General features: G+C 64.8%; 10 protein-coding genes and 1 pseudogene. 3 read left to right on the plus strand and 8 right to left on the minus strand.

Features of this window, described 5'->3' with window-relative positions:
* Positions 1-261: pseudogene (locus EOA27_RS06225) on the minus strand (hypothetical protein); the annotation flags it as partial.
* 126 nt (positions 262-387) lie between these two features.
* On the opposite strand from EOA27_RS06225, the gene EOA27_RS06230 reads away from it, so the two are divergent.
* Entirely contained in the window at positions 388-996 is a 609-nt protein-coding gene (locus EOA27_RS06230; protein ID WP_126062202.1) for a YqgE/AlgH family protein, read from the plus strand.
* A gap of 309 nt (positions 997-1,305) precedes the next feature.
* Here the strand turns inward: EOA27_RS06230 and EOA27_RS06235 are convergent, their stop codons facing one another.
* From EOA27_RS06235 to thrC, 4 genes are read right to left on the minus strand one after another with little or no spacing between them, the layout of a single operon-like run.
* Entirely contained in the window at positions 1,306-4,194 is a 2,889-nt protein-coding gene (locus tag EOA27_RS06235) for an EAL domain-containing protein (RefSeq protein WP_126078551.1), read from the minus strand.
* 2 nt (positions 4,195-4,196) lie between these two features.
* Positions 4,197-4,793: a GNAT family protein gene (locus EOA27_RS06240; RefSeq protein ID WP_042641788.1), complete on the minus strand. Its 597-nt coding sequence runs from the start codon at positions 4,791-4,793 to the stop codon at positions 4,197-4,199.
* Positions 4,794-4,808: 15 nt separating this feature from the next.
* Entirely contained in the window at positions 4,809-6,101 is a 1,293-nt protein-coding gene (locus tag EOA27_RS06245; protein ID WP_126062200.1) for a pitrilysin family protein, read from the minus strand.
* A 14-nt stretch (positions 6,102-6,115) separates the two neighbouring features.
* Entirely contained in the window at positions 6,116-7,513 is a 1,398-nt protein-coding gene (gene thrC / locus EOA27_RS06250) for a threonine synthase (protein WP_127255757.1), read from the minus strand.
* A gap of 128 nt (positions 7,514-7,641) precedes the next feature.
* Here thrC and EOA27_RS06255 point away from each other — a divergent pair, with 128 nt between their 5' ends.
* Positions 7,642-8,388, plus strand: a complete 747-nt coding sequence (locus EOA27_RS06255) for a hypothetical protein (protein WP_126078549.1) — start codon at positions 7,642-7,644, stop codon at positions 8,386-8,388.
* A gap of 23 nt (positions 8,389-8,411) precedes the next feature.
* Here EOA27_RS06255 and EOA27_RS06260 read toward each other — a convergent pair whose 3' ends face one another.
* Entirely contained in the window at positions 8,412-9,101 is a 690-nt protein-coding gene (locus EOA27_RS06260) for an HAD family phosphatase (RefSeq protein WP_126078548.1), read from the minus strand.
* 173 nt (positions 9,102-9,274) lie between these two features.
* Here EOA27_RS06260 and EOA27_RS06265 point away from each other — a divergent pair, with 173 nt between their 5' ends.
* On the plus strand, positions 9,275-10,408 hold the full coding sequence (locus tag EOA27_RS06265) for a site-specific DNA-methyltransferase (protein WP_126062194.1): 1,134 nt from the start codon (positions 9,275-9,277) through the stop codon (positions 10,406-10,408).
* 55 nt (positions 10,409-10,463) lie between these two features.
* On the opposite strand, the gene EOA27_RS06270 is transcribed toward EOA27_RS06265, so the two are convergent.
* The gene (locus EOA27_RS06270; protein ID WP_126078547.1) at positions 10,464-11,075 is read right to left on the minus strand and encodes an HAD family phosphatase; all 612 of its coding nucleotides are present in this window, start codon (positions 11,073-11,075) and stop codon (positions 10,464-10,466) included.
* Positions 11,072-11,999 (minus strand): A/G-specific adenine glycosylase (locus tag EOA27_RS06275; RefSeq protein WP_145970273.1); only part of this gene is annotated, 928 nt, incomplete at its 5' end. The genes EOA27_RS06270 and EOA27_RS06275, both read right to left, overlap by 4 nt.

Here is an 11,999-nt window from a genome sequence, read left to right on the forward strand (position 1 = left end):
GGCGATGTTGGTGCTGCCCGATATGTCGAGCTGCGGCGGCACGCCGGCATCGCCGGGATCCCGCCAATAGGTCTTCCAGCCCGGCTTCAGCGCGATGTCGAGCACGCCGCGGATCTTGCCGGCCTCGTCGGGCTTGCCGGTGGTCACCAGCCGGACCTTGCCGCCCTCCGAATTGTACCAGATCGAGGAAGAGGCCTCGGCCGGGAGGCCCGTAGCCCATCCGAAAACGATCCCGAGAACCAATATCTTCATGTATCGCATGGCGGTGATTTGACCGTCCGTTCTTGGCCGCGCAATGGCCTCGTCGCTCCTCCGGTATCATATTTGCGTGACATCGGGGACTGACACCATCTTTTCGGCGCAGCCGAAACGCGTTACGCTCAACCCATGGACTTGCTGCGCCACAAGAAGGCGGCCGCCGGACGCGGCTTCCTAGACGACCAGTTCCTGATTGCCATGCCCGGCATGAAGGACGACCGTTTCGCGCGCTCCGTCATCTATATCTGCGCCCACAGCGACGAGGGCGCGATGGGGCTGATCATCAACCAGACGCAGCAGATGCTGTTTCCGGATCTGCTGGTGCAGCTCGGCATCATGAACGAGCAGGAAGCGATCCGACTGCCGGCGCATACGCGCGATTTCGTCGTGCGCAATGGCGGGCCGGTCGACCGCAGCCGCGGCTTCGTGCTTCACTCCGGCGACTATCGCGTGGAATCCTCGCTCAACGTTTCCGACGATATCTGTTTGACCGCGACCGTCGACATCCTGCGCGCCATCTCCACTGGGCGCGGCCCCCGACATGCGCTGATGGCGCTCGGATATGCCGGCTGGGGCGCCGGCCAGCTCGAAACCGAGATCGCCGAGAATGGCTGGCTCACCTGTCCGGCGACGCAGGAGCTTCTGTTCGATGCCGATATCGAGCGCAAATACGACCGTATCCTGGCCTCGATCGGAATCGACCTCGCCCATCTGAGCGCCGCCGCCGGGCACGCGTGACGCTCGCGACGTCGGTCGGAACCGTTTGCATCGGATCATCGCAAACCTTCGAGGTTGGCCGAGCCGCCCGTTGTGGTCGTCATCCTAGGGCGGAGCAAGGAGGAAGCGACGCGCGCAGACCCTAGGATCCATGCCGTTACGCCGACCGTAGAGTGCAGCGATGCAGAATTCTGATACGTTTTCAACGCTTTAACGTCACGGAATGGATCCTCGGGTCAAGCCCGAGGATGACGATGTGATGGATGTCACGGCCAGTCGCAGAGGGCCTTGCTACTCCACCGGAACGGCAGGCCGCATCACGGTGCCCAATTAAGCCTGGGTCAGCGGATACTGTTCCCTCAGCGTCTTCAGCACCTGGTCGCCGGGCATCGGCGCGCCGAACATGAAGCTCTGGACATATTCGCAGCCCATCTGGCGCAGTTCCAGCGCGTCGCTTTCGTCCGAGATGCCTTCGGCCACGACCGACAGCCCCAGCTCATGCGCCATGTTGACCATGGATTTGAGCAGCACGGCGCGCTTGGGCGTCGCGTCGTCAACAAAACTCTTGTCGATCTTGATCGTATCGAAGGGGAAGCGCGTCAGGTAGGAGAGCGAGGAATAGCCGGTGCCGAAATCGTCGAGCGACAGTCCGATGCCGAGCTGCTTCAGCTTAGTCAGCACATGCGCGGTCTGCTCGGGATTGTCCATCACCAGGGATTCGGTGAGTTCGAGCCGGAAGCAGCGCGGCTTCAGATTGGCCCGCGCGATGACAGAGCGGACATCGCTCACCAGGTCGCGGCGGATGAGCTGGCGGCTCGACAGGTTGACCGAAACCGACAGCGGCGCGTCGCCGATCTGCTTCTGCCAGCCCGCGAGGTCCTCGGCCGCCTGCTGCATGGCGAACAGGCCGAGCTGCACGATCAGCCCGCAATTCTCGGCCACCGGGATGAAATCCCCCGGCGGGATCATGCCGCGGCGCGGGTGGTCCCACCGCAGCAGCGCCTCAAAGCCGGCGACGCTGCCGTCCTCCAGCCGCACGATCGGCTGGTAGGCAAGCGTGAACTCGCGCCGCTCGATGGCGCGGCGAAGGTCGGATTCGAACTGCAGGCGATCGGTGCCGACGGTGCGGAAGGCAGGCCGGAACGGCTCGATCCTGTCGCCGCCGAAACGCTTGGCCTGGTGCATGGCAAGCTCGGCGTCCTTGACCATGTCCTCGGCGGAAGTCTGCGCCGTCGTCCAGGTGATCAGGCCGATCGAGGCGGTGAGCACGATCTCGCGCTTGGCGAAGGTGATCGGGTTGTTGATCGCGTGCTTGATGGCGTCGGCCATGGCCGCGATGCGGGCAGGGTCCTGCTCGGAAAGCAGCATCAGCGCGAACTGGTCACCGGCAAAGCGCGACAGCGAATCCTTCGGCTTCAACAGCCGGTGCAGCCGGCGCGCGACGGTGAGCAGAATGGTGTCGCCGGCGGAAATGCCAAGGCCGTCATTGACCTGCTTGAAGCGGTCGATGTCGATGATGAAGACCGTCGGGCGCACCTTGTCCTCGGTGCGGGCGATCGAGATGATCGCCTCCAGCCGGTTCATGAACAATTCGCGGTTCGGCAGGCCGGTGAGGTTGTCGTGCACGGCGTCGTGCAGCAGCCTTTCCTCGGATTTCTTCTGCTCGGTGACGTCGACCATGGTGCCGACGCAGCGGATCACTTCGCCGTCGGAGCCGATCACCGGGCGCGCGCGCAGCGAGAACCAGTGGTAGTGGCCGTCGGCGCCGCGCAGGCGGAAATTCTGCGCCACCTTGCCGCGGCGGTGCTCCAGCACCACGTCGAGCGTGGTGCGGAATGTGTCGCGGTCGTCGGCGTGCAGCACCGGCAGCCAGTTGCGGGCGGCACCCCCAAGGCTGTTCGGCGCTAGGCCGAGCTGCAGGCTGATGTCCGGCTTGGTCACCACGCGGTCGCGCAGCACGTCCCAGTCCCAGACGATGTCGCCCGAGCCGGCCACCGCCAACGCCTGGCGTTCGAGATCGGAGAACAGGCCCTGGTGCAGCGCGCCGCCGGCAAAGGCGTGCTGCATGACGGTGAAGCCGATCAAAAGGATGATCAGGATCAGCCCGCCGCCCAGCGCCGGCTGAGCGATGTCGTTGTCCAGCATGCCGGTGGTGGCCATCCACGACCCGCATAGCCAGAGCAGCACCATCACCCAGCTCGGCACAAGCATGATCGCTCGGTCGTAGCCGCGGATGCCGAGGAAGATGATCAGGCCAATGCCGGTGAGCGCGGTGGCGGCGAAGGAGATGCGGGCGATGCCGGCGGCGACCGCGGGATCGACGATGGCGACGCCCGCGATCAAGAGCAGCCCAAGGATCCAGACCAGCGCTCCGTAACTGAAATGGCCGTGCCACCGGTTGAGGTTGAGATAGGCGAACAGGAACACCACGAAGGTTCCGGCAAGCGCCACCTCCGTGCCGGCTCGCCATATCTGCTCGTTGCCGGGCGATATTTCGATGATCTTGTTGAGGAAGCCGAAGTCGACGCAGATATAGGCCAGCACCGCCCAGGCGAGCGCTGCCGTTGCCGGAAACATCGAGGTTCCTTTAACCACGAACAGGATGGTCAGGAACAGCGCCAGAAGGCCTGAGATGCCGATGACGATGCCGCGGAACAGCGTGTAGGAATTGACCGAGTCCTTGTAGGAATCCGGCTCCCAGAGATAGACCTGCGGCAGTTTCGGCGAGGCGAGCTCGGCGATGAAGGTCACCACCGTTCCAGGGTTCAGCGTCACGCGGAACACGTCGGCGTCGGGGCTTGTCTGGCGGTCGAGCGCGAAGCCCTCGCTGGGCGTGATCGCGGCGATGCGCGTCGAGCCGAGGTCGGGCCAGAAGATGCCGGAGTTCACCAGGCGGAAATGCGGCGCGACGATCAGCCGGTCGAGCTGCTGGTCGGTGGTGTTGGCCAGCGCGAAGACGGCCCAGTCGCCGCTGGAGCGCGCGTCATTGGCCTCCACCTCGATGCGCCGCACGATGCCGTCAGGGCCTGGCGCGGTCGAGACCTGGAAGTTCTCGCCCTGGTTTCGGTAGATTTGCACGGCGCCGGAAAGGTCGAGCGCCTTGTCGTCGCGCGCAATCTTGATGGGCTCGACGGCGAAAGCCGGCATGGCCGCAAAAAACGTGACGACGACCGCCAGGATAAGGGCGAACAGCGACGCTAATCGCGAAAAATTCGTCACATTCAGCCCTTCGTTCCATCACCCGGCGGATCGTCCGCGATCCGGGCGTAGAGGTAGTGATCCTGCCAGATGCCGTTGATCCTGAGATAGGATCGGAGAAGTCCTTCGCGCCGGAATCCGGCTTTTTCAAGCACGCGGATCGACCGGGCGTTTTCGGGAATACAGGCAGCCTCGATCCGGTGCAACCTCAGCGTATCGAAGGCGAAGCGCGACACCAGCTTGACCGCCTCGGTCATCAGGCCGCGGCTGCCGAAGCGTTCGCCGATCCAGTAGCCGATATGGCCGCTCTGCGCGACGCCGTGGCGGATGTTGCCGAGCGTGATGCCGCCGGCAAGCTTGCCGCTCGATTTCTCGAAGATGAAGAAAGCGATGGCCGTGCCCTGCGCGTAATCCTCGCGGTACCGGCTGATGCGCAGCCGCCAGGCGGTGCGGTCGAGCTCGTCCGGCTGCCAGCGCGGCTCCCAGGGCTCGAGGAAGGCGCGGCTTTCGCCGCGCACCGTCGACCATTCGCGATAGTCATTGGTCAGCGGCACGCGCAGCGTGACCTTTTCGCCCTTCAGTGCCGGCAGGTCGCGGCGAAAGAAAGGGAGCGCGAACACGGCTCTGGAACGGAGCTAGACGGCGAGCCTGCGGGCCGTCGTCTGCGGACCCGCAAGCGATTCGAGGATCGCCTCGTAGGGCGCAAGCGTGCCCACGGGGCCGACCGCAGTCAGCGTCGGCTTGGTCGAGAACAGCCGCGAGGAGAGGTCGGTCAGCCGCTCGACGGTCAGCGCCGAAAGCCGCTCCATCAATTCCTCCTTGGCGATCGGCCGGCCGAACAGGAGCATCTGCCTGGCGATCTGAGATGCGCGGCTGGCCGGGCTTTCGGCCGACATGATGAGGCCGGCGCGATATTGCGCGCGCGCCCGGTCGAGCTCTTCCTGCTGGATGCTCTGGCCGGCCTTCTGCAATTCGTCGATGATCACCGGCACCAGCTTGGCGATGTCGCTCTGCCCGGTGGCGGCGTGCACGCCGAAGATGCCGGTGTCGGAAAAACCCCAGTGGAAGGCATAGACCGAGTAGCAGAGGCCGCGCTTCTCGCGCACTTCCTGGAACAGCCTGGACGACATGCCACCGCCCAGGATCATCGACAGCACCTGCGAGGCGTAGAAGTCGCGCACATGATAGGCGCGGCCCTCGAAGCCGAGCACGATCTGCGCATCCATCAGGTCGCGGTCCTCGCGGAAGTCGCCGCCGACATATTGCGCGTATTGCGGGATATTGCCCGCCGCCTTGGCGCGGAAGCCGCCGAGCTTCTTCTCCACCTCACGCACGAAATTGTCGTGCTTGATGTCGCCGGCCGCCACGAGGACCATGCGCTCGGCATCGTATTGCCGCTCGATGAAGTCGTGCAACTGTCCGGAAGTGAAGGACTTGACCGTCTCCGGCGTGCCCAGGATCGAGCGGCCGATGGTCTGATGCCGGAAGGCGGTTTCGGTGAAACGGTCGAAGACGATGTCGTCGGGCGTGTCGTGGGCGGCGCCGATCTCCTGCAGGATCACATGCTGCTCGCGCTCCAGCTCGTCGGGATCGAATTCGGATTCCTGCAGGATGTCGGCCAAGATGTCGACCGCCAGCGGCACGTCGTCGGAAAGCACCCTGGCATAATAGGAGGTCGTCTCGACGCTGGTGGCGGCGTTGATCTCGCCGCCGACATTCTCGATTTCCGAGGCGATCTGGAAAGCGCTGCGGCGCTTCGTACCCTTGAACGCCATGTGCTCGAGCAGATGGGCCATGCCATGCTCTTCGTCGCGCTCGTTGCGGGCGCCGGACTTCACCCAGGCCCCTAGGGCAACCGATTCGATGCTTGGAAGGGTTTCGGTGGCGACTGTCAGGCCGTTCGACAGACGGCTTACCTCAACACCCATATGGCAAGTACTCCCTAACGCGCCGCCCGCGAGTGGCGGTTCACGTAATCTTCCACCATTTTCAAGTCGGATGGAAGTATCGTGTATTTTTCGTCGGCTGTCATCAAGCCGCCTAGCCATGCGGGCAGGGCAGGGGTGACGCCGCTCGCTGCCTCGACCGCGGCCGGGAATTTCGCCGGATGCGCGGTGCCGAGCACCACCATGGGCACCGGACCGGAAGCGTGGGACGCGGCGACATGAACGGCGGCGGCCGTGTGCGGATCGAGCAGGTAGTTGCTTTTCTCGAGCGTCGCGCGGATGGTGGCCGCGACCTCGTCCACCGTGGCGCGACCGGCGTCGAACTCGGCGCGGATGCGCTCAAGTTCGCCTTCCTCAATGGTGAAGGCGCCGGACTGCTTCAGCCCGTTCATGTAGCGGCGCACCGTTTCGGCGTCGCGGCCAGCCGCCTCGAAAAGCAGGCGCTCGAAATTCGACGACACCTGGATGTCCATCGACGGCGAGGTCGTGGCGAACACGCCCCTGGTCCGGTATTCGCCGCTCGCCAGCGTGCGCGCCAGGATGTCGTTGTCGTTGGTGGCGATGATCAGCCGCTCGATCGGCAGGCCCATGCGCTTGGCGGCGTAACCCGCGAAAATATCACCGAAATTGCCGGTCGGGACGGTGAAGGAAACCGGCCGGTCTGGCGCGCCGAGCGACAGAGCGGACGAGAAATAATAGACGATCTGAGCCATGATGCGGGCCCAGTTGATCGAATTGACGCCCGATAGCGACACCCTGTCGCGGAAAACGTGGTCGTTGAACATGTCCTTCACCAGGCCCTGGCAGTCGTCGAAATTGCCTTCGACCGACAGCGCGTGGACGTTGGCAGCGCTTGACGTCGTCATCTGCCGCTGCTGCACCGGCGAAACCTTGCCATGCGGGAAAACGATGAAGATGTCGGTGCGGTCGCGGCCGGCGAAGGCGTCGATCGCGGCACCCCCGGTGTCCCCCGAAGTCGCGCCGACGATGGTGGCGCGCTGGCCGCGGTCGGCAAGCACGTGATCCATCAGCCGCGCCAGCAACTGCATCGCCACGTCCTTGAAGGCCAGCGTCGGGCCGTGGAACAGCTCGAGGATGAAGATGTTCTTGCCGGTCTGCACCAGCGGGCACACGGCCTCATGCCGGAAAGTGGCATAGGCCTCGCGCACCAGCCGCTCGAAGACGGGCGCCGGGATCTCGCCGCCGAGGAAGGGCGTCAGCACGCGGATGGCAAGGTCCGGATAGGCAAGCCCGCGCATGGCGCGGATGTCGGCGGGCGAAAACCGCGGCCATTCGCGCGGCAGGTAAAGCCCGCCGTCGCGCGCCAGCCCGGCCAGCACCGCGTCTGAAAATCCAAGCGCGGGCGCATCGCCGCGGGTACTCACATATTGCATCGTAAAAGGCCCATTGCTGCCGGTCGCGTCATCCACGGCAATTGGTTAATTTTCCGAGCCGGCTCAGTCGCATTTTTGCCGCGCCGTTGCTATACGTCACCGGCTTTGTGAGAGGGAAGTGCAGTTTCATGGCGTTTTTTTCGGTCAACCGTCGCTTTGTCGCGGGTCTGGCGCTCGCCGGCTTTATGCTTGCCGCCGCCGGCTGCCAATCGAGCGACAATGGCATATTGAACCTCGGCATCGGCAAGAAACCCGATCCGACAGCTCCGATACCGCCGCAGGACCCCAAGATACTCGCCAGCCAGTTGCAGGCCTATTGCCCGAAAGTGACGCTGCGCGACGGGACAGCCTTCTTCAACACCTATGCCAAGGGCACGGCGGCGAAGCCGAAGAAAAAGAAGGTTGACGCCGCGGCCGACGCTGAAGCCGAGGTGGCGGCCGCCGCAGCCCAGACCGTCCCCAACGGCCAGCCGGTCGATCCCGCTCACGATCCGTCCAAGATCATCTACCAGGCCTCGATCGCGGACATGACGCGCGATTGCACCCATGCCAACGGCCAGCTGTCGATGAAGATCGCGGTCGCGGGCAAGGTCGTGCCGGGCCCGATGTTCGCGCCCGGAACCGTCATGATGCCGATCCGCATCGCCGTCCAGCGTGGCGACGAGGTGCTTTATTCGCAGCTCCATCAGTACCAGGTGCAGGTCACCGATCCTTCGGCCGCAACCCAGTTCGTCTTCACCGATACCAATGTCGTGGTGCCGGAGCCTTCCGCAAAGGATTACCAGGCCTATGCGGGCTTTGACGAAAACACGCCGGCCGCCCCAGCGGACAAGTCGAAAGGCAAGCGGAAGAAACGCGCTCCGGCGACGAACTGAGCAGGGCTGGGATCGGAACGGATTTAGGCGTCTTCCGACCACTCCGAGAGCGCCGCAATCGTGCTGTTGAGCTCCGCCCAGCGCCGGATGACCGTTTCGGCGCCGGCCTCGGTCAGCGCGTCGGCGTGGCCCGGATAGCTGTGCCCGGCGCCGGTGAAGCCGATCACGCGCATGCCGGCCGCCCTGGCGCCGGCGATGCCGTGCACGGAGTCCTCGATGACGAAAGTGTTCTTCGGGTTGGCGCCGAGCTTCTCTGCGGCGTAGAGGAACACATCCGGCGCCGGCTTGGTCTTCTTGCTGGGTATGTCCAGGCCCGAAAAGATACGGCCGGCGAAGAACGGCAGCAGCCGCACCCTCTCCAGCATGAATTCGACCCGCTCGGTGCGTGAGTTGGAGCAGACGGCGCGCGGTGCCGTGACGGCCGCAACCGCCTCCCGGGCGCCGTCGATGATGCGCACGTCGCTGCGCAGCTTGCGGTCGACCAGCTCCTCGGCGCGGTCGATCAGCGAGGCCTGGAACGGAATGTGCGACTTCTCCTCGAGCCGCAGCATGATGTCCTTGAAGGTCAGCCCCGCATAGGTCTCGGAAATCTCCACAGCCGAAATCTCGAAGCCGGCCGATGTCAGAAGCTCGGCCTCGACGCGCGCGGCGATGATTTCGGAATCGACGAGCACGCCGTCGCAATCGAAAATGACAAGATCTGGCTGGGGCATGGCAATCTGGGTCGTTGGGGGAGGAGCCTGACTGGCTTAAGCGGCGCGGCATACACCAACGGGCCGGCCTGCGCAAACCGCCGAGGGTCAGGCGTCGGGCCTTCACCGAATGTTTACGCTGATCGGTAACCATAACAGCCAGTAAACCGTAACGCGTTTGTTTGGGTGTTTTGATGTCTGCCGTGCGTCTTCTCGACGAGCTTTCCCACGCCCCTCTTAAGTCCGAATGGCTGGACACGATCCTCAAGGGCGATTGTGTCGCCGCCCTCGACCGCCTGCCGGAAAAGTCGGTCGACATCATCTTTGCCGACCCGCCCTACAATCTGCAGCTCGACGGCGACCTGCACCGGCCCGACCAGTCCAAGGTCGACGCCGTCGACGATGACTGGGACCAGTTCGAGAGTTTTGAAGCCTATGACGCCTTCACCCGCGCCTGGCTGCTCGCGGCGCGCCGCGTGCTGAAGCCCAGCGGCACCATCTGGGTCATAGGCTCCTACCACAACATTTTTCGCGTCGGCGCCCGCATGCAGGATCTCGGCTTCTGGATCCTCAACGACATCGTCTGGCGCAAGACCAATCCGATGCCGAATTTCCGCGGCCGCCGCTTCCAGAACGCGCATGAGACGATGATCTGGGCCTCGCGCGACCAGAAGGCCAAGGGCTACACCTTCAATTACGAAGCGCTGAAGGCCTCCAACGACGATCTGCAGATGCGTTCCGACTGGCTGTTTCCGATCTGCACCGGCGGCGAGCGCCTGAAGGACGAGAACGGCAACAAGCTGCATCCGACACAGAAGCCGGAAGCGCTGCTTGCCCGCATCATGATGGCCTCGACCAAGCCGGGCGACGTCGTGCTCGATCCCTTCTTCGGCTCGGGCACCACCGGCGCGGTCGCCAAGCGCCTCGGTCGCCATTTCGTCGGCATCGAGCGCGAGCAGGCCTATATCGACGCAGCCAATGAGCGCATCGCCGCGGTGCGCCCGCTGGAAAACGCTGATTTGACAGTGCTTTCGGGCAAGCGCGCCGAACCGCGCGTCGCCTTCATCAGCCTGATCGACAACGGCCTTGTCGCGCCCGGCGCCACGCTCTACGACGCCAAGAAGCGCTGGGCGGCGAAAGTGCGCGCCGACGGCACGCTGGCGATCGGCGACAGCGCCGGCTCGATCCACAAGATCGGCGCCGAGGTGCAGGGGCTGGACGCCTGCAACGGCTGGACCTTCTGGCACTATGAGCGAAGCGGCGGCCTGACCCCGATCGACGAGCTGCGCCGCATCGCCCGGCTCGGCATGGAGCGGGCAGGGGCCTGAGCCGCCGGTCCGCTCTTGAAACGACGCTTCAACGGATCGCCGCAAGCGATTCAGTTCAGGCCACAATCCCGAGCCGTTCAAGATCCGCTTTAAGCGTCGGGGCGTCGGTGAACAGCAGCGCCTGCCAGCCGGCGGCCTTGGCGCCGTCGACATTCTTCTGGCTGTCGTCGATGAATAGCGAGGCCGACGGATCGAGTTCGAACGACACGACGTGATGGTCGTAGATGGCGCGGTCGGGCTTGATCAGGCCAATATCCCCGGAGACGGTGACGCCCCGCGGCTTTTCCAGGAACGGAAAGCGGGCGCGGGCCTCGCGGAACGTGTCCGAGGCCCAGTTGGTGAGCAGCGTCACGTCGTGGCCGTCCTCGATCAGGCCTTCCAGCAAAGCGACGCTGTCTTCATAGGCGTGCGGCGCCATCTCGTGCCAGTAGCGGCGGAAATTGCGGATGTTCTCGGCATGGTCGGGATGCTCGGCGATCAGCAGCGCCTCGGCTTCTTCCCAGGTCCGGCCGCGATCCTGCTCGAGATTCCATGCGCTGGTGCAGACATTATCGAAGAACCATTTCCGCTCCCCGGCATCGGGGATCAGGCGGCTGAACGGAATGTCCGGATCGTAATGGACCAGCACCTTGCCGATGTCGAAGACGATATGGCGGATTTCGGTCATTGCATGCCTTTCGGTCTCTTGGTCGCGCCCGGTATGGCCGCTTCGATTGCCTTTTTCATGACAGTCGGCAGCGCCTCCCCGGAAATCTCGTGGGCCAGCGACCAGAAATGCCCGGATGGCGCGGCGCCGTTGACGCGGGCGTGGAAGATTTCGAGCTCGAGCGCGAAATGGGTGAAGACATGGCCGATCTGCCCGGCGCGCCGCCAATCGGCGGGAAAGGGCGCGGCGCCGGCTGTCGTGGCGCCGTCGATCCGCGCCGTCCAGCCCGTGGTCGGCACCTCGGTCATGCCGCCGAGCAGGCCTTTCTCCGGCCGTTTGCGCATAAGGATGGCGCCGTCGGCGCGCTCGGCGACGAACGCAGCACCCCTGCGCAGCGGCTTGTCGTCCTTCGGCAGGCGGACCGGGAAACGCTCGGGATCGCCCGTGAGAATGGCGCTGCAATCCTCGCGGACCGGGCAGAGCATGCAGCGCGGCCGCTTCGGCGTGCAGGTCGTCGCGCCGAGATCCATCATCGCCTGGGCGAAATCGCCGGGCCTGGCCTGCGGCACCAGCTTTTCGACCAGTGCGCGGATTTCGGGTTTCGCTTCGCTGAGCGGGGCTTCGATCGAATAGAGCCGGGTCATCACCCGCTCGACATTGCCGTCGACGACTGCCGCCGGCCGGTCGAAGGCGATCGCCGCGATCGCCGCCGCCGTATAGGCGCCGATCCCCGGCAATTCGCGCAGGCCGGCCTCGGTGTCGGGAAAGCGGCCGCCGCGCAGCGCGACGAGGTCGGCGCAGGCCTTCAAATTGCGCGCCCTGGAATAGTAGCCGAGCCCGGCCCAGGCTTTCATCACGTCTTCGGCGGGGGCCGCTTTCCCGACACCGAGGCCGGCCTGCGCGAATTGCCGGGGATCGGCGCCCATACGGCGGCGGCCATCGCCG

This window comes from Mesorhizobium sp. M2A.F.Ca.ET.037.01.1.1 (genome assembly GCF_003998075.1).
Lineage (GTDB): Bacteria > Pseudomonadota > Alphaproteobacteria > Rhizobiales > Rhizobiaceae > Mesorhizobium.

Bases quoted from the DNA above. Each gene is read 5' to 3' on its own strand.
- EOA27_RS06255 (WP_126078549.1), top strand. From the start codon at position 7,642: ATGGCGTTTTTTTCGGTCAACCGTCGCTTTGTCGCGGGTCTGGCGCTC.
- EOA27_RS06230 (WP_126062202.1), top strand. From the start codon at position 388: ATGGACTTGCTGCGCCACAAGAAGGCGGCCGCCGGACGCGGCTTCCTA.
- EOA27_RS06270 (WP_126078547.1), bottom strand. From the start codon at position 11,075: ATGACCGAAATCCGCCATATCGTCTTCGACATCGGCAAGGTGCTGGTC.
- EOA27_RS06260 (WP_126078548.1), bottom strand. From the start codon at position 9,101: ATGCCCCAGCCAGATCTTGTCATTTTCGATTGCGACGGCGTGCTCGTC.
- EOA27_RS06245 (WP_126062200.1), bottom strand. From the start codon at position 6,101: ATGGGTGTTGAGGTAAGCCGTCTGTCGAACGGCCTGACAGTCGCCACC.
- EOA27_RS06265 (WP_126062194.1), top strand. From the start codon at position 9,275: ATGTCTGCCGTGCGTCTTCTCGACGAGCTTTCCCACGCCCCTCTTAAG.
- thrC (WP_127255757.1), bottom strand. From the start codon at position 7,513: ATGCAATATGTGAGTACCCGCGGCGATGCGCCCGCGCTTGGATTTTCA.